The sequence below is a fragment of the Streptomyces sp. NPDC020845 genome, assembly GCF_044334165.1.
Classification (GTDB): Bacteria; Actinomycetota; Actinomycetes; order Streptomycetales; family Streptomycetaceae; genus Streptomyces.
The window spans coordinates 343,438-360,270 of sequence record NZ_JBIRSJ010000015.1; the positions used below are offsets into that span (position 1 = coordinate 343,438).

Genomic DNA, 16,833 nt, shown 5'->3' on the forward strand with positions numbered 1-16,833 from the left:
GACATTCGCGAGCGGCGCTGTCATGGCTGTGTGGTCAGCCTGTGCCGTGGCTGTGAGTGGGTTACGGAGTGGTGAACGGGCTGGGGGCCGGACTGGGGGCCGGACTGGTTGACGGCCTGGTTGACGGCCTGGTTGACGGCCTGGTTGACGGCCTGGTTGACGGCCTTGCCGACGGGCGGATCGACGGGCAGGTGGACGCCGAAGACGGTGCGGCCCGGCACGCTGTCCACCGTCACCTGGCCGCCGTGCGCCGTGACCACGGCATGCACGATGGCGAGGCCGAGCCCCGTACTCCCGGCGGCGCGTGAACGCGAGGCGTCGCCGCGGGCGAAGCGTTCGAAGACATGCGGGAGGAGGTGCGGCGGAATGCCCGGTCCGTCGTCCTCGATCTCCAGGGACACACAGGGCGCGGAATACGGGGCCGGGTACGCGGCCGCCGCATACGGCGCCCCGTGCCCCGCTCCGTACGGGCCGCGCCACAGCACGCGCGCGGTGACCATCGTCCCGGGGGGAGTGTGCGTACGGGCGTTGGCGAGCAGGTTGACCAGGACCTGGCGCAGCCTGGCGTCGTCGCCGTATACGACCGCGGGGTCGTCGGGCAGCTCCAGGCGCCACTTGTGGTCCGGCCCGGCCGCCCGGGCATCGCTGACCGCATCGACGACCACGGGCGACAGATCCACCTCCGCGCGCTCGACGGGACGGCCCGCGTCGAGGCGCGCCAGCAGCAGCAGGTCCTCGACCAGGCCGGTCATCCGCGCCGCCTCGGACTCGACCCGGCCGAGGGCGTGGCGGGTGTCGGGCCCGATCTCCTCGCGGCCGCGTCTGGTCAGCTCGGCGTAGCCGCGGATCGAGGCGAGCGGGGTGCGCAGCTCATGGCTGGCGTCGGCGACGAACTGGCGTACCCGCGTCTCGCTCTCCTGGCGGGCCGCGAGCGCCGACTCGACGTGCCCGAGCATGCGGTTCAGGGCCGCGCCGACCTGGCCGACCTCGGTGCGCGGATCGGCCTCGGACGTCGGCACCCGTTCGTGCAGGGTCACCTCGCCGCTGTGCAGCGGAAGTTCGGAGACGCGGGTGGCGGTGGCCGCCACCCGGCGCAGCGGGCGCAGCGAGATGCCGACCATGGCGGCGCCGGCGATCCCGGCGGCGACCAGCCCGGCGGCGGTGACGCAGATCTCGGCGAGGATGAGGGTGTCGACGGTGTTCTGCGCCTCGGCCGTCGAAATGCCGACGAGGAAGTCGCCGTGGCCTCCGATGACGTACTTGACGCGGTACTCGCCCTTGCCGGGGATGTCGACGGTGTGCTCGCCCCCGTCCCGCGGGACCTCACCCAGCGCCCTCAGTTGAGCGGCCGTCAGATAGCTGCCGGTGATCTTGGGCTCGCCCGTGCTCGACTCGTGCTGACGGCTGATCGCGCCGTCGCTCAGGACGCCGCCCTCGACCTCCGCGGCGACGGTCCCCATCGGCTGGCCCGGCCCGGCGACGACATCGCGGATGTCCTCCCGCCCCTGGCCGCCGAGGCGCGGACCCTTGATGTCGTCGAAGGGCGGGCCGGCTACGCGCATGGCGACGCCGGAGAGCTGCTTGTCCACCTGGTCGTACAGATAGGTGTGGAGGGCGATCGTGGTGACCGCGCCGATGACGGCGCAGACGACGGCGATCAGCCCGACCGCGGAGACGACCAGCCGGGTGCGCAGCGACCACGGCCTGCGGCGACGGCGCGCGGACCGCCTGCCGGGCGAGGGAGACGCGGGGGACGGCTGAGACACAGGGGACGGCTGAGGCACGGCGGGCACACCGGCGGCAGGGGAGAACGCCACGATCCGGCTCGCCTACTCGCCCGGCTTGATCAGATACCCCGCGCCGCGCCGGGTGTGGATCATCGGGCTGCGCCCCGCGTCGATCTTCCGGCGCAGATAGGAGATATAGAGCTCGACGACGTTGGCCTGGCCACCGAAGTCATAGCTCCACACCCGGTCGAGGATCTGGGCCTTGCTGAGCACACGGCGCGGATTGCGCATCAGATAGCGCAGCAGCTCGAACTCGGTCGCGGTCAGATGGATCTCCTGACCGGCCCGCGAGACCTCGTGGCTGTCCTCGTCCAGGACCAGGTCGCCGACGGTCAGCAGCGACTCGCTGCGCGCCGCCGCGGCCCCCGACCTGCGCAGCAGACCGCGCAGCCGGGCGACGACCTCCTCCAGGCTGAAGGGCTTGGTGACGTAGTCGTCACCACCCGCGGTCAGCCCGGCGATCCGGTCCTCGACCGCGTCCTTCGCGGTCAGGAAGAGCACCGGCACCTCGGGAAGCTCGTTGCGGACCCGCCCCAGCAGCGTGAGCCCGTCCATGTCGGGCAGCATGATGTCCAGGAGGACGGCGTCCGGGCGCAGCTCGCGGGTGATCCGCAGCGCCTCCGCGCCGTTCCCGGCCGTCCGCACCTCCCAGCCCTCATAGCGCAGCGCCATCGAGAGCAGGTCGGCGAGGGCCGACTCGTCGTCCACAACCAGCACCCGGACGGGGCTCCCGTCGGGTCGGAGCAGTTCGGAACGCCCATGGGGCGAGGTCGCCTTCATGGTTCTCACCTTCGGGCTGGCGCCTGAGAGCTCCCTTTCGGCTGTCTGTGAATAGCCTGAGAATCCTGTGGGGTCCCCGTACGGCCGATGTAGCCGCATCAGACCCGCCCAGGTGAGAATCCCGTGCCGAATCGACGCACGGCCGCGCGGCGAGGAACAACCGGATGCTACCTCCGGTTGAATGCCTCCATGGCCTCTCACGACGCACAAGGCAATACGCCCGGGACGACGTCCAGCACGCCGCCCAGCACCACGCCCGGGACGCCCGGCAGGACGCTCGCCACCACACTGGGCAGGACGGGCATCTGGACCGGCGCCCTCCGCACCACCGACCCCGCCGACCACGGCGCGATCAGGGACGCCGCGGCCGAGGTGGACGAGCTGGGGTACGGAGCGCTGTGGCTCGGCGGCAGCCCCTCGCCCGACCAGGCCGCCTTCCTCCTGGAGGCGACCTCCCGGACCACGGTCGCGACCGGCATCCTCAGCATCTGGGGCCACGAGGCGGCCTATGTGGCCGAGCGCCACGCCGCCCTCGACGCGGCTCACGGCGGCCGCTTCCTGCTCGGCCTCGGGGTGAGCCACGGTCACATGGTCAAGCAGTACGCCCGCCCGTACACGGCGATGCGGGAGTACCTGGACGCCCTCGACGCCGCGCCGATCCCGGTCCCCGCCTCCCGACGGGTGCTGGCCGCCCTCGGCCCGAAGATGCTGAGGCTGTCCCGCGACCGCGCGGCCGGCGCCCATCCGTACCTGGTCACACCCGAGTTCACCGCCGAGGCCCGCGAAATCCTGGGCGACGGCCCCCTCCTCGCCCCGGATCTCAAGGTCGTCCTCGAACCGGACCTCGACCGCGCCCGCGCCACCGCCCGTGCGTATCTCTCCCACTACCTCCCGATGCCCAACTACACCAATAACCTCCTTCGCTTGGGCTTCACCGAGGACGACTTCCGCGACGGCGGAAGCGACCACCTCGTCTCGTCCGTCTTCGCCCTGGGCGACGCCGAGACGATCCGCCGCCGCGTCGACGAGTACCTGGCGGCGGGCGCCGACCACCTGGCGGTCCAGGTCGTGACCGACGACCCTCTGAACAACATCCCACTGGCCGAGTGGCGCACCCTGGCCGAGGCCCTGCCGCTCGGCCACGGCGGCTGAAGCCCGCCCCGGCCGGGCACACGGTCGGGTTTCACGGCGGGGGCGGGCCCACCCCCGTCGGGCCCGCCCCCCCCGCCGCCGGGTCAGTGACGACCACTGTGCAAGCAGCATCGCACCCGCCACTGACAATCGCCCCGACCTGCGACTTCACCGCTCCCAAGGCCGGGCACCGGGCGGCGCGTCACGGCCCCGTCTCAGGCTTGCTGCGGGTTGGTATCGGCACCCAAGACGTCTTTTGTCGCGACCATGATGATCTGCAATACAAGATCACCGCGTTCTTCTCGACGACGAACCGCGGCCGGCAATCGACCACCGCAAAGGGACCGTCCACGTGCTCAACCGCTCCGCCCTACCCCGCCTCGCCGCCCTCGCCTGCGCGGCCGGCCTCGCCCTCCTCGCCATCGGCTGCGAGGACGACGATGCCTCCGGGGAGGCCGGCCGCGGGCCGGGACCCGCGGCCTCGGCGGACGGGGCGCTGAACGGCGACAGCGGCAGGGCCCTCGCGCTCGGCAGGGCCACCGCGATCACGTACAAGGGCGGCTCGGACAACGTCCGGGGCACCCTGAAGGTCGCGGCGGAAAGCGTGGTGAAGGGCTCCCGGGCGGATCTGCCCAAGGCTTCGCTCCAGGGCGCGGAGCGGCAACTCCAGCCGTACTACGTGACCATGACCTTCAAGAACATCGGCGACGCCTCCATCCACTACCCCTTCCTGAACACCCCCACCAGCCTGGAGGACAGCGGCGGCGCGTCCCAGGAGGTCCTGATCACCGAGGACGACGGCGTGAGGCGGTGCTCCGGCAAGGACCCCGACGACTTCGGGACGGGCGACACCGCGACCCTGTGCAAGGTCTTCCTGCTGCCCAAGGGCGCCACCCCGGCCACCGTCACGTACGCCACGGGGGACGGCACCGAGAGGCCGGCGTCCTGGAAGGTCCCGCGGTCATCCGCTCGGTCGTGAACGGCCGAGGGCCCGGCACTGATGTGCCGGGCCCTCGTATGAGTAGCGGGGACAGGATTTGAACCTGCGACCTCTGGGTTATGAGCCCAGCGAGCTACCGAGCTGCTCCACCCCGCGTCGGTAGGTGTAACTCTACGTCATTCCGAGCGGCCAGGGAAATCCATTACCTCCCCCGGTTACTTTGCAACGACGTGGTCTCAGCCTCGCTTCGAGTGGATCATCACCTCTGGCCTGGTGCTTTGTCACGGTCATGATGTGTGCACGGCACACCGAGGGCCCGGCGCATCCGGCCCGCCACGACGACATCAGCTCAGACGAACTCAGACGATTTCAACTCAACGGGGACCGATTTATGCGTATCCGATCCACGCGTAACCGCACCGCCGTCGCCGCTCTGTGTGCGGCCGGCTTCGCTCTCGTCGCGACCGGCTGCAACGACAACCTCGCCCAGGACGGCGGCAGCACCGAAACACCCTCCAAGGCCCCGGCGAAGCCATCCGCCTCCGCCAGCAAGGCGCTCGACTCCGACGCGGGCAAGACCCTCGCCCTCGGGGAGTCCACCCCCATCACGTACAAGCGCTCGGACAAGACGGGCACCTTGAGGATCACGGCGAAGAGCGTGGTGAAGGGCGCCCAGTCCGACCTGGACAAGGTCGCCCTCAAGGCCGAGGAGCGGGAGCTGCAGCCGTACTACGTGACGATGAGCTTCAAGAACATCGGCAAGGACTCGATCCACTACCCCTTCCTGATCAGCCCCACCAACCTGCGTGACAGCCGCGGCGAGGACGGGAAGTCCCTCGTCACCCTGGACGGCGACGTCACCAAGTGCCCCGGCGAGGACCCGGACGACTTCAACGCGAACGACACCGCCACGCTCTGCAAGGTCTTCCTGCTGCCCTCGGGTGAGACGCCGTCGGTCGTCTCGTACACGGGCGACTTCGACAAGGAGCCGGTGTTCTGGAGGGCGAAGGAGGACTGACGGGCGCAGCAACTCCGAACCCGTGGGAGGGCCGGCTCCGGACACCGGAACCAGCCCTCCCACGCGTCACGGGCGCCAGGGGTATCAAGGCACCATCAGCACCCGGCCGAGCTGAGCCCGCTCCTCGATCATCCGGTGGGCCGCGGCCGCCTCGGCGAGCGGGAATTGGGCGTGTACGACGGTGCGCAGCCGCCCCGCCGCGAAGTGTTCGGCCACCTCCGCCATGTCCTCACGCGCCAGTTCGGGGCGGGCCGCCCGCCAGGCCAGCAGGGAGAACCCGGCCACCTGCTTCAGCGCGACCAGCGCCATGACCCCGACCTCCCCCAGATCCCCGCTCGCCGCCCCGTATTCGACGTCCCGGCCCAACGGGGCCAGCAGCTCGACGGTCTGATGCAGGATCGGCCCGCCGACCGAGCCCACGGCCAGGTCCACACCGCCCGGTACGGCCTTCCGCACCTGGTCCGGCCAGTCGTCGTCGGTGTAGTCGACGACGACATCGGCGCCCAGCTCCCGGACGAAGTCGAATTTGGCGGGTGAGCCCACGGTGGCCACGACCGTGCCCGCCCCCAGCACCCGCGCGAGCTGTACGGCGAGATGGCCGATGCCGCCGGCGGCCGAGTGCACCAGCACGCTCTCGCCCTCCGCGAGCCGTCCCAGGCGCAACACCCGCAGGGCCACCGGCGCCCCCATCGGCAGCATGCTGGCCGCCCCCGCATCAAGCCCCTCGGGCACCGGGGCCAGCCAGGCCGCGTCGGCGACGACCTGCTCCGCGAACGCGTCCTCGACGAGCGTCGCCACCCGCTCCCCCACCCGCCCCTCGTCGACCCCGGGCCCCACGGCCTCGACCCTGCCCACCACATCCCCGGTGACCGTGCCGGGCAGCGGCCACGTGAAGATCCCCTCTCCTCCGCGCCGGAACTTGGTGTCGACGAAGTTGGCACCGATCGCCTCCGCGCGGATGAGCACCTGCCCCTCACCCGGAGCGGGAGTGTCCGCTTCCTCGATCCGCAGCACCTCGGGACCGCCGTACTCGTAATAACGCACACGTCGCATGCTGAAGCCCTCCCCAGAGAACTGGACCGCTGGTCAACTTATCCCAGCGTCGCGACCGTACTGGACCATCGGTCCAGTTGTCCACGCGGGACCCGTGACACCATGCGGGACAGGCCGGAAACACGGCCGTGCGAGAGGAGAGGACTCAATGACCGGGGGCCGTCGTGAACGCGCCGACGCCGCACGGAACCGGCGGGCCATCCTGTGCGCGACCGAAGAGCTGCTGGACCGGTACCGGCCCGAGCAGATCTCCATGGAGCAGGTGGCCGCCGCGGCGGGCGTCGGCAAAGGCACCGTGTTCCACCGATTCGGCAACCGCATGGGCCTCATGCGCGCCCTCATGGAGGAACGCGCCCTCACCCTCGGCGAGTCCGTCGCCACAGGCCCGCCGCCCCTGGGCCCGGGCGCGCCCCCGCGCGAGCGCCTGCTGGCCTTCCTCGACGCCATGGTCGACGTCGTCACCCGTAACAAGGGCCTCATCGCCGCGCTCGACCACGCCATGACCACCGCACCCAAGCCCGCCGAGGACTCCCCGGCCGCCCAGGACGCGCACCCCGTCTACACCGCCTGGCACCGCCACATCAGCACCCTCATCGCCGAGGAACGCCCCGACCTGGACGCCGAACTCCTGGCCCACATCCTCCTGAGCGCCCTGCACAGCGACCCGATCCTGGCCCTCCTGCGCCGGGGCGAAGGCCACCGCCTCACCGCAAGCCTCCACACCTTGGCCACGGCCGCCCTGGACGCCGCGCCACGCCCTTGACCCGCGCACCACGCCGATCCGCTAATCCCCCCATCCCCCGGGATAATCCCCGCATGACCGCCCTAGCGCCGCCCACCCAGGCCCTGATCGTCGTAGATGTCCAATCGGCCTTCGTCTCAGGCCCGGCCGCGGTGCCTGACGCGCCGCGGGTGCTTGGGCGCATCGAGGACCTGACAGCCAGGGCGCGTACGGCGGGCGCGCTCGTCGTCCACCTTCAGAACGACGGACCGGCAGGCGCGGCCGACGAGCCGATGGCACCGGGCTGGGAGCTGTATCTGCCGGTCCGCGAGAACCAACGGGAAGTCGTGATCCGCAAGTCGGAGGACGACGGCTTCGAGGACACACACCTCGGCGAACTGCTCATCGGCATGGGGATACAAGCCCTGGCCGTATGCGGGGTGATGTCGGAGATGTGCGTCAGCGCGACCGCGCGTACGGCGCTGGCGCTGGGATACCGCGTGGTCCTCCCGCACGACGCCCATGCGACGTACGACATCCCGGCGGCGGCGGGCATCAGCGATGTGGTTCCGGCCGCGATGGTGTCGCGGGTCGCCGAATGGGCCTTGGGCGACGAGGTCGAGATCGTCCCGCACGCCGCCGACGTCGCGTTCGAGCGCCCCGCGCGCGAGCGCGCGGCCTCACTGAGCCCGATACACCAGCAGATACCGCCAGAACAGCAGCCGGCGCAGCGTTGAACCCGGCAGCAGGCGGGCGGATTCGCGGCGGGTCTCGGCGTACGTCAGCGGGGGCGGCCAGACCATCGGGATCTGCACGGACGGGGCGGGGTGGCGCCTGTCGAGGAGTCGGTTCACCTTGAGGATGGACATCGCGGGAAAGGCCCATACGGCGTCGGCCGCCGACCTGATCGGATAGAGCCCCAGCACCGCCAGCACACCCCCGGGCGCAAGGGCCTTCCGTAACGTCAGCACGGAGTCGAACGGCATGTGGTGGAGGCTGGCGATGCACGAGATGAAGTCGTAACGCGCCTCGGGTAATTGCGCCTCGCGCACATCGACCTGCCGATACCACGGCCCACCCCCGGCCGCCCGCGCCGCCTCGACGACATGTGCGTCGGCGTCCACCCCCTCGACGTCCAGCCCCCTCTTTGCGAGCGACCGCGCGAACCGCCCCGTCCCACACCCGACATCCAGCGCCGCCCGCGCCCCACTGGGCACTTGTTTCAGCAGCAGCGGGTGGTAGTGGTCGTTGTAGTTCACATTCATACGGCTCACTCCCTCATCAGACGCCCCTGGGAACCGAAACGGCTCACCCACACCTCCATCCCCACCCCCGACAGCAGGAACCCATTGGGGCGCGGCCCGACCGGGTGACGCCGCGCGCAAACGGGTGATTCAGGTGGTTTTCCCGTTGTCAGGTGGAAGGAAAAAGGTGGCATTCATGCGCGAAAAAGACGCATGAGCACCAGGGAGGAAAGATGCCGATACACGCGAGCGCACTCGTGCGCGGCGGCGCCGTCCTGGCCACCGCCGCGGCGACCGTCGCCATGCTGGCCACCCCTGCCCAAACCACCGAAGCCGGAGCCCACGGAGGGGGGACAGGCGGCGGAAAGGAAGCCGAGACCAAGCAGATCGCGTCCTCGGTCCTGGACGCGGACGAGAACATCAAGTTCACCCTGACCGCGATCCGGTCCACCAAGGACCCGCTAAGGGCCTCCGTCCGTCTGAAGGCGTTCGTCCGGGAGCACGGCCAACTCGTGCTGTCGGACGAGGTACGGGTCGGTGAGGTGGACGGCTGGTTCTGGTTCCCGGTCACCGGCCCGCACGCGATCTGCGAGTTCTCAACGGCGAGCACCAACCCCGCGCCCATCACCACCAGCCTGCTGATCACCCCGGCGGTCGGCTGCTCACTGCCCCAGCACTTCGAGCTGGAGGACGGCAAGTTCGAATCCGACGGCCACGGCACACGGACCCCGCACGGCGGCGTACGCACCGGCGCCGGCGGCATGGCCGAACGCCCCGCCGCCCACCTGAGCCAAGGCCGCTGACCCAAGGTCCGGCTCGGCGGTTCCTTTCCCCCGAGCCGGACCTCGTCCGCACCCGCCCGACTCAAAGCTCCTGGAAGGGCGCGGCCGTCGCCTCACCCACGACGAACCTCAAAGCACAGACGAGGTAACCGAGTTCGTCGATCGCGAGACGGGCGGTGTCTTCACCTCCGTACGCAATCCGTGAGAGCAACGACGGAATACCGACGGCGGGCCTCTGCTGTGCATCGCTCAATTCCCCCCGGCGGACCCCCGAAACCCCTTTCAAGACACTTCCCATGCGCCGCCCCCTGTCGCCCCGATCCACCCGGCTGGGCTAATTCATGCCCACTCGCACCTATCCTCTTTCAGTAAATCGCCATTGCACTCGATTAGCGTGTCGGGCAACGCCGCCAAGGTCACCCTCCTGTTACTCTGCGGCTCCCAGAGATCGCCCATAAATGATTGAATGCGCCAGATGGCAGACAAGATTTGCCTTGGCTGAATGCTGGCGTGCCCCGGGTCGGGAGGACACGGACTGTGCAGGATTTTCCTCGTCGCGGACTTCTCAAGGCGACGGCGGCCGCTGGCGTCGGCGCTGTCGTTCTTCCAGGCATTACGACCGCAGAAGCCCCGAGCGCGAGCGCCGCAGCCAAAGGAATCACAGGCACGAAATGCAAGCCCGCTAAACTCACCGGCCGCATCGTCCGCCCCAACGACCCCGGGTACGCCGATGCGAGCCTCGGCTGGGACGAGCTCTTCGTTCACTATCCGCTGGTCATCGTCTACGCCCAGAACACCCAGGACGTGGTCAACGCCCTCACATGGGCGCGCCAGCACGACGTCGCGCTGCGGGTGCGGAGCGGCGGCCACAGCCTTGAGGGCTGGTCGAATGTGGACAACGGCATCGTGATCGACGTCAGCGAGTTGAAGTCGACCCACATCGATACCGGTTCTTGTACCGCGACCGTCGGCGCCGGGCTCAACCAGTTGGAAGCGGTGACCACGCTCGCGAAGAAGGACCTCGCCGTAACGACCGGAACGGAGGGCAGCGTGGGCCTGGCCGGCGCGACGCTCGGCGGCGGCTTCGGCTTCCTCACCCGCTATCTCGGCATGGCCTGTGACAGCCTGATGGGGGCTGAGATCGTTGTCCCGTCGGGTTCCGAGTGCGCCAAGGTGATCCACGCGGACTTGCACAACCACTCGGATCTCCTCTGGGCACTCCGCGGGGCGGGAAACGGCAACTTCGGGATCGTCACCTCACTCACCTATAAGGTGGCTACGCTGAAGAGCGTCGCTTATGTGACGGCAACATGGGACGGCCTCAAGGACCTGCAGAGGGTCTTCGACGCATGGCAGCGTACGGGACCGAGCGCCGACAACCGCCTCGGAACCCAGCTCGAGATCCACAGGAACCAGATCCTGCTGTTCGGGGTTCTCGCGGACGGTTCGGCGGCAAAGGCGAAGGAGCTGCTGGCTCCGATCCTGAAGATCGGCAAGCCCGAGGTCTCGGTGCAGGTCGGTAACTGGGGTGACGTATATGCGGGATTCCAGATTCCGACCGAGGACGAGCCCGCCAACTGGAAGTTCTTCTCGCAGTTCACCACCGAGCCGTTCCCGAAGAAGGCGATCAGCCTGATTTGCTCATTCATGCGCGACGCCCCCACGGATGACAGCAACTTCTTCACCCAGGCATTCGGCGGAGCGGTGAAGAAAGAGCCCCGTGGCGGCACGGCGTTCCCGCACCGCAACGCACTTTTCTATTCCGAGCCCGGTGCGGGCTGGGGAACTCGTGGAGAGCCGGGCAGCGGCGACAAGCTCACCCCGGTGGCCCAGGCATGGATCGCCGAGTTCAGCCAGGCGCTGCGGCCCTACGTGAACGGCGCCTACGTCAACGTGCCGAACATCGGAATGCAGGATTGGGAAACCGCCTACTGGGGATCCAACTTCGACCGACTGCGCAAGATCAAGGCGAAGTACGACCCGCACAACGTCTTCCAATACGAGCAGAGCATCCCGCCCGCGTCACGCTGACCGACATTCTGCCGCGACTTCACCCAGCCCAGAGGCCCCTTCCGATGACCGGAAGGGGCCTCTGGGCTGGGACGCGCTCGGAGGCGGTCTGACCTCGGACGTTAGGGGGGCGTTAGTCATACAGCGGCAGATCATCAGCGGCGGCAGACAGCCTTGTTCTCACGCACCTGAAGCACCACGTCGAGAAACGGGGAAGAGCATGTCGCACCGCACCACCCTCCGCCACGCCCGCAAGGCCGCCGCCGCCATGTTGATCGCCGTCGCCGCGTTCGGGCTCACCGCCTGCCAGGACGGCGACACCAGCACCTCATCCTCACCATCCGCCTCCGCGAGCGCCCCGCAGTCCCCCACGTCCACAGCCAAGCCCGCCCAGGACTCCACCACGGACTCCACCACGGACCCCACCAAAGGCACCCCGTCGGGCACCCCCAAGAAGCCCGACACGAAGTGCACGGATCAGATCAACTACGCGGGGGACCCCAGGTCCAACGCCGACATCAACTCCATCGGCGAGGAGACCGGCTACTGCCCGCCAGTCCAGCCTCAGTGACATCTCACGGTGACTGCATGGCCGAGTCACGCATCCGGCTCTGTCTGACGTGCGCAGCCTCATTTGGTCCGGTTTCGTAATAGCTGGCAACTTTCTGTGACCGTCGTGAGGCCGCAGGACGGCCGCACGTCGGACGCCGAGGAGGTACGACCTGATGAGGCTTGTTTCCGCTTCGCGTCTCGCGGCAGTGGCCGTGGCCGCAGCGACAGCGATCATGACGGTGAGCCAGACGGCGTCCGCCTGGCCGGCGGACAGGGACGGAAGACCGTTCCTCGGGCCGCTGCACACCGTCTCGACCGTCGCTTCGACGGTTCCGGCCAACGGCGACCTCAACCCGTACGGCACTGCCCTGGTCAAGAAGAGCATCGGTGACCTGCGGCGCGGCAACGTACTGGTCAGTAATTTCAACAACGCCGCGAACCAGCAGGGCACGGGCACCACTCTCGTGCAGATCAGCCCCAAAGGCACGACCAGACTGTTCGCCCAGATCGACCCGGAGAACCTCCCAGGACCGTGCCCGGGCGGCGTGGGGCTGACCACCGCACTGTCCATCCTGCCGGGCGGCTGGGTGGTCGTAGGCAGCCTGCCCACAGCCGACGGCACATCCGACACGGCGCAGGCCGGGTGCCTGCTCGTGCTGGACAGGCACGGAAAGGTCCGGGAGACCTTCAGCGGCCATGGGATCAACGGTCCCTGGGACATGACCGCGAAGAGCCACGGCGAGAAAACCGATCTGTTCGTCACCAACGTGCTCAACGGCACAGTCGCCGGCGGCGGCGACATCGTGCGGCGCGGCACCGTGCTGCGGATCTCCCTGCGCACCCACGGCAACCGGCCGCCGACCCGGATCGCCACAACCAAGATCGGTTCAGGCTTCGCCGAGAAGACCGACCCGGCAGCCCTCGTGATCGGACCGACAGGTGTCGGCCTGCGCGACGGCACGCTCTACGTGGCGGACACCGTCGACAACCGCATCACCGCCATCCCGGACGCCCTGACCCGCCACACCAGCGCCGGCACCGGCCGAGTGGTCACCACCGACCAGCACCTCAACGGCCCGCTCGGAATGGCGATCACCCCGAAGGGCAACATCCTCACCGTCAACGGCGGCGACGGCAACATCGTGGAGACCACCCCCCGCGGCCATCAGGTGGCCGTCCGCACCCTCGACACCAGCGGCACCCCGCCGGGCGCGGGCGCACTGTTCGGCCTCGCGATCGCCGAAGACCCCGACCGGGTCTACTTCGTCAACGACGCAACCAACACCCTGAACCTGCTGAGCCGACCCTGACCCACTTGTGCGGGGCTGATCCAGCCCCGCACAAGCCCAGACTCACCGCTCTGCGGGACTGATGTCAGCACACACGTCAGAGGCCCCTTCCGATGATCGGAAGGGGCCTCTGAACTGGGGCGCGCTCGGCAGGATTCGAACCTGCAACCTCTTGATCCATAGGTTCGGGCAGGGGCCTGGTGCGGGTCTCGCCGACGGTCCGGCCTGGTGCTCGCGGCGGGCCGTTGGCGGGCGTCGTACGCCGTCGTTGCCGTCAGCGTTGCCGTCACCGTCCGCTGTCAGATCCGCCAGCCATCGGCGTGGCTCCTACGCTGTCCCTGGGACACGTGGTCAACCGGAGCTCTAGCATCTTCGCCGTGGAGATCGGCGAAGCAAGAGGGCTTGTGGACGAAGCGCCATACGTACGGTTCCAGAGCACGGTCCGAAATGAGCGCGGATACTTCACCGGAGTGTTCGGACTGGTCAACGGGCTGGCGCGGGACGGGAAGCTGACCGATGAGCAGGAGCGCTTCAGACGGGCCAACAATGACTGGTACAACGTGGCCTATCCTGACCCCTCCTCCGTCGATCCGACGGTCTACGACCGCGAGCTTCACCCCGGGGCAGCGGCCTGGTTCAAGTCCACGTCGCAGGACCTGATCAAGCGAGTAGACGGCTACCTGGAGATCCTTGCTGCTCATGGGATCGGGTGCCGCATGATGCGATCGTCAGATCCAGGAAGGATCGTCTACGAGGACGAGTACCAAATCGTCGTCGTCCCGCATGAAGCCAGCCAGGGCCAACCGAGTCCGGCAGCCATACGCAGCCGGGATGAGTAGCAAGCGGGCGACTCGTAGCCCCGGACCCGGCTACTGATCGGCAATCGCCTGCTCTGCCATGAGACGCACGTACGGACCATGCGGCTGCACACCAACCAGCCAGAACCCACTGGGGACCAACTCCGGCCCCGTCGCACTCGCTGTGGTCGGCCTCGATGACGGTGGGGTTCCCGGCACATCGATGATCACGCGGTCAACAGCATCGGCAAGCAACTGCGCCACTTCGTTTGTGCTGCCCTCGATCAGCACCGAGCGTGCGCCTGCCTCTGCCAAGGTGGCCAGAGCCTTGCTGGGGACGTCTCCGATCGGTCCGCTAAGCACGCTGAACACATCCGCCCCGTGGCCCCCTGGCGCGCCTTCCTCGATCTCCCCGGTCCGCCGGATCACAAGATCGTGTGTGCAGCGTAGCCCGGCGATGCCCGCGCCGTCCTCGTCGAAGCCATTTGCACCGACGGTGTAGGCCCAGGTGATGAACGGCCTTCCTATACGCAGCGAATGCAGCCACGAGCCGAGAACAAGCGACGCTTCCTGCTCCAGTACACCCCGCTCCACCTCGATGCCGGCATGTTCCAGTACCGCCGCGCCACCTTCTCCGCGAGAGGTGGGGTCCATAACGGCCATCAGGACGCGGGAAACCTTCGCGTCGATCAGGGCCTGTCGCCACCTCCCCGAATTCGCCGACCTCAAGCTCTGGAAGTGGGCTCACATGCTCGGCTTCCGGGGCCACTTCTCCAGCAAATCCCGCCGCTACTCCACCACCCTCGGCGCACTCCGCGACGTGCGTCGGGCATGGCGCGCCGAGCAAGCCCGCGCGGCGGACGACCGGACCGAGACGAGCGAGGAAACCACCCTCGTCCTCTCCCACTGGCAATACCTCGCCTCCGGCTACAGCCCCGGCGAAGAACTCATCGCCGCCCAAGTACGCCACGACCTCACCCAAGCCGAACGCCTCAAGACAGAAGGAGCCCCGTGGCTGTGACGGCCTTGCTCAACGTGGACCAGGTCGCCGCTCGACTCCAGGTCAGCCGCTGGACGGTCTACAACCTCATCCGCTCGCGCGGGAGCTGGCCTCGATGACCATCGGCCGCTGTCGCCGCATCACCGAAACCGCCCTGCACGACTACATCACCCGACAGACCGAACGAGAGGCCGCCTGATGGCAAAGAGGAACGTGGATGGTGAAGGCACGATCGTCCAGCGGAAGGGCGGCCGTTGGCACGCAGCCGCGTACGTCCTCACTCCCGACGGGACGTACAAGCGGCGCTTCGTCTACGGCAAGACGTGGGATGAAGTGCACGACAAGCTCACCCGGCTCAAGGCGGATTCGCAAAGCGGGATCCCCATCGTCACGAGCAAGTTGAGCCTGTGCGACTTCCTGACCTACTGGCTGACCAACGTCGCACGCATCAAGGTCCGTCCGACCACCTACGCCGCCTATGAATCCCTCGTACGGAACTACCTCGCTCCGGGCCTCGGGAAGAAGAAGCTGACGCGGCTCACCGCCCGGGACATCCGTGCCTTCCTCACCGCCACAGCTCGTACGTGCCAGTGCTGCGCTCAGGGCAAGGACAAGGCGCGTCCGGAGAAGAAACGCCGCTGCTGCGCGCTCGGCGAGTGCTGCGAGGTATCCCTCTGATCGGACCGTGCGCGTCCTCCTGGTGCTGCTGCGGGCCGCGCTGGAACACGCGGTGCGTGAGGACGAGCTACCGCGCAACGTCGCCAAGAACGTCGAGCTGAGCACGGGCACCAAGCGCGAGATAGAACCGCTGACGGTGAAGGAAGGGCGTCAGCTCCTCGCCGCCGCGCGTGGTGACCGGCTCTGGACGGCGTACGAGCTGGCCGTACGGATCGGCCTGCGGCGCGGTGAAGTCCTGGGCCTCCGGTGGAAGGACGTGGACCTTGCGGACGGCTCGGTCACCATCCGCCAGACGATCCAGCGCGTGGGCGGACAACTGCTGATCGCCGCCCCGAAGACTCAGCGCTCGGCCCGGCGGATAGCGCTGCCCGCTGAATGCGCGACGGCCCTCCGGGCTCGTCGGGCCCAGCAGCACGGAGACAGGCTCGCGGCGGGCGACACGTGGAGGGCTGACGGCAACGATCTTGTCTTCACCACCCGGTACGGAACGCCGATCGAGCCGCGCAATCTGAACCGCGCCTTCACCCTCCTGTGCGACAAGGCCGGGGTGCGGCGCGTCCGCTTCCACGACCTAAGGCACACCTGCGCGTCGCTGCTACACGAGAACGGGGCCGACGCACGGATGATCATGGAAGTCCTCGGACACAGCTCGATCCGCGTGACCATGGACATCTACACCTTCGTCCGGCTCGACTCGCAACGCTCCGCCTTCGACCGCGTCGGCGACGCCCTGAGCGACGCGGCCAGCCAAGGTGATCATGGCCGCCTCAACGGCCGGGCAACCTTCTAATCTCACCGCGCTATGACTGCTGTTGCACTCATAGCTAGGGCCCTGCCGAACTGGTCGGCAGGGCCTTGAACTGTTATCGATCGCCCGTCGCAGGGCTACAACAACTGCGTTGAGCTGATTGCCCAGGGAACAAGCACGGACGGCTTCACAGGCTTGACAGGAGAAGTGAGGTTCCCGACTTGTATTGGCTGTAGCGGTGCGCGGTCGGGTTGGCCGCTCGTAGCGTGCCGTAGGACGCTGGGTTGGATGGCTCGTGAGGTT

18 protein-coding genes and 1 tRNA gene are annotated in these 16,833 nt (G+C 68.5%); 13 read left to right on the top strand and 6 right to left on the bottom strand.

The features are described from left to right. Nucleotides 1-20 precede the first annotated feature (20 nt). Together ACH4U7_RS37170 and ACH4U7_RS37175 are read right to left on the bottom strand one after the other, a co-directional pair. Nucleotides 21-1,766 carry a sensor histidine kinase gene (locus ACH4U7_RS37170; RefSeq protein WP_398532175.1) on the bottom strand — a complete coding sequence of 582 codons (1,746 nt, stop codon included), beginning with the start codon at nt 1,764-1,766 and terminating at the stop codon, nt 21-23. 63 nt (nt 1,767-1,829) lie between these two features. Further along, on the bottom strand, nt 1,830-2,567 hold the full coding sequence (locus ACH4U7_RS37175) for a response regulator transcription factor (RefSeq protein WP_014177828.1): 738 nt from the start codon (nt 2,565-2,567) through the stop codon (nt 1,830-1,832). Nucleotides 2,568-2,756: 189 nt separating this feature from the next. Between ACH4U7_RS37175 and ACH4U7_RS37180 the strand changes: the two genes are divergently transcribed. Both ACH4U7_RS37180 and ACH4U7_RS37185 read left to right on the top strand, forming a co-directional pair. Then, nucleotides 2,757-3,719, top strand: coding sequence for an LLM class F420-dependent oxidoreductase (locus ACH4U7_RS37180; RefSeq protein ID WP_398532176.1), 963 nt, complete (start codon nt 2,757-2,759; stop codon nt 3,717-3,719). Between the two features lie 331 nt (nt 3,720-4,050). Then, nucleotides 4,051-4,677, top strand: a complete 627-nt coding sequence (locus tag ACH4U7_RS37185; protein ID WP_398532177.1) for a hypothetical protein — start codon at nt 4,051-4,053, stop codon at nt 4,675-4,677. 43 nt (nt 4,678-4,720) lie between these two features. Here the strand turns inward: ACH4U7_RS37185 and ACH4U7_RS37190 are convergent. Then, nucleotides 4,721-4,794: transfer RNA gene (locus tag ACH4U7_RS37190), tRNA-Met, on the bottom strand. 235 nt (nt 4,795-5,029) lie between these two features. Here ACH4U7_RS37190 and ACH4U7_RS37195 point away from each other — a divergent pair. Next, nucleotides 5,030-5,656 carry a hypothetical protein gene (locus tag ACH4U7_RS37195; protein WP_398532178.1) on the top strand — a complete coding sequence of 209 codons (627 nt, stop codon included), beginning with the start codon at nt 5,030-5,032 and terminating at the stop codon, nt 5,654-5,656. An 84-nt stretch (nt 5,657-5,740) separates the two neighbouring features. Here the strand turns inward: ACH4U7_RS37195 and ACH4U7_RS37200 are convergent, their stop codons facing one another. Further along, entirely contained in the window at nt 5,741-6,709 is a 969-nt protein-coding gene (locus ACH4U7_RS37200; protein WP_398532179.1) for a zinc-binding alcohol dehydrogenase family protein, read from the bottom strand. 148 nt (nt 6,710-6,857) lie between these two features. Here ACH4U7_RS37200 and ACH4U7_RS37205 point away from each other — a divergent pair, with 148 nt between their 5' ends. Both ACH4U7_RS37205 and ACH4U7_RS37210 read left to right on the top strand, forming a co-directional pair. Next, nucleotides 6,858-7,472 carry a TetR/AcrR family transcriptional regulator gene (locus ACH4U7_RS37205; RefSeq protein WP_398532180.1) on the top strand — a complete coding sequence of 205 codons (615 nt, stop codon included), beginning with the start codon at nt 6,858-6,860 and terminating at the stop codon, nt 7,470-7,472. Nucleotides 7,473-7,525: 53 nt separating this feature from the next. Beyond that, entirely contained in the window at nt 7,526-8,167 is a 642-nt protein-coding gene (locus ACH4U7_RS37210; protein ID WP_398532181.1) for an isochorismatase family protein, read from the top strand. On the opposite strand, the gene ACH4U7_RS37215 is transcribed toward ACH4U7_RS37210, so the two are convergent. Then, nucleotides 8,111-8,695: a class I SAM-dependent methyltransferase gene (locus tag ACH4U7_RS37215; protein WP_398532182.1), complete on the bottom strand. Its 585-nt coding sequence runs from the start codon at nt 8,693-8,695 to the stop codon at nt 8,111-8,113. The two genes, ACH4U7_RS37210 and ACH4U7_RS37215, sit on opposite strands and share 57 nt — an antisense overlap. A gap of 212 nt (nt 8,696-8,907) precedes the next feature. Between ACH4U7_RS37215 and ACH4U7_RS37220 the strand changes: the two genes are divergently transcribed. The 5 genes from ACH4U7_RS37220 (at nt 8,908) to ACH4U7_RS37240 (ending at nt 14,146) form a co-directional block, all read left to right on the top strand. Further along, entirely contained in the window at nt 8,908-9,477 is a 570-nt protein-coding gene (locus ACH4U7_RS37220) for a hypothetical protein (protein WP_398532183.1), read from the top strand. 516 nt (nt 9,478-9,993) lie between these two features. Beyond that, nucleotides 9,994-11,487: an FAD-binding oxidoreductase gene (locus ACH4U7_RS37225; protein ID WP_398532184.1), complete on the top strand. Its 1,494-nt coding sequence runs from the start codon at nt 9,994-9,996 to the stop codon at nt 11,485-11,487. 199 nt (nt 11,488-11,686) lie between these two features. Further along, on the top strand, nt 11,687-12,037 hold the full coding sequence (locus tag ACH4U7_RS37230) for a hypothetical protein (RefSeq protein WP_398532185.1): 351 nt from the start codon (nt 11,687-11,689) through the stop codon (nt 12,035-12,037). A 193-nt stretch (nt 12,038-12,230) separates the two neighbouring features. Continuing rightward, a complete protein-coding gene (locus tag ACH4U7_RS37235; protein WP_398532186.1) occupies nt 12,231-13,328 on the top strand; it encodes a hypothetical protein in 1,098 nt (365 codons plus the stop codon). Nucleotides 13,329-13,684: 356 nt separating this feature from the next. Then, the gene (locus ACH4U7_RS37240) at nt 13,685-14,146 is read left to right on the top strand and encodes a hypothetical protein (protein ID WP_398532187.1); all 462 of its coding nucleotides are present in this window, start codon (nt 13,685-13,687) and stop codon (nt 14,144-14,146) included. Between the two features lie 30 nt (nt 14,147-14,176). Here ACH4U7_RS37240 and ACH4U7_RS37245 read toward each other — a convergent pair whose 3' ends face one another. Next, nucleotides 14,177-14,767: a hypothetical protein gene (locus ACH4U7_RS37245; protein WP_398532201.1), complete on the bottom strand. Its 591-nt coding sequence runs from the start codon at nt 14,765-14,767 to the stop codon at nt 14,177-14,179. Here ACH4U7_RS37245 and ACH4U7_RS37250 point away from each other — a divergent pair. The 3 genes from ACH4U7_RS37250 to ACH4U7_RS37260 all read left to right on the top strand — a co-directional run bounded on the left by ACH4U7_RS37250 (nt 14,703) and on the right by ACH4U7_RS37260 (nt 16,572). Then, nucleotides 14,703-15,125 carry a replication initiator gene (locus ACH4U7_RS37250; protein ID WP_398532188.1) on the top strand — a complete coding sequence of 141 codons (423 nt, stop codon included), beginning with the start codon at nt 14,703-14,705 and terminating at the stop codon, nt 15,123-15,125. The genes ACH4U7_RS37245 and ACH4U7_RS37250 overlap by 65 nt on opposite strands. A 177-nt stretch (nt 15,126-15,302) precedes the next feature. Next, entirely contained in the window at nt 15,303-15,782 is a 480-nt protein-coding gene (locus ACH4U7_RS37255) for an N-terminal phage integrase SAM-like domain-containing protein (protein ID WP_398532189.1), read from the top strand. Nucleotides 15,783-15,789: 7 nt separating this feature from the next. Continuing rightward, complete coding sequence (locus ACH4U7_RS37260) at nt 15,790-16,572, top strand: tyrosine-type recombinase/integrase (protein WP_398532190.1); 783 nt, start codon at nt 15,790-15,792, stop codon at nt 16,570-16,572. The last annotated feature ends 261 nt before the right edge of the window (nt 16,573-16,833 follow it).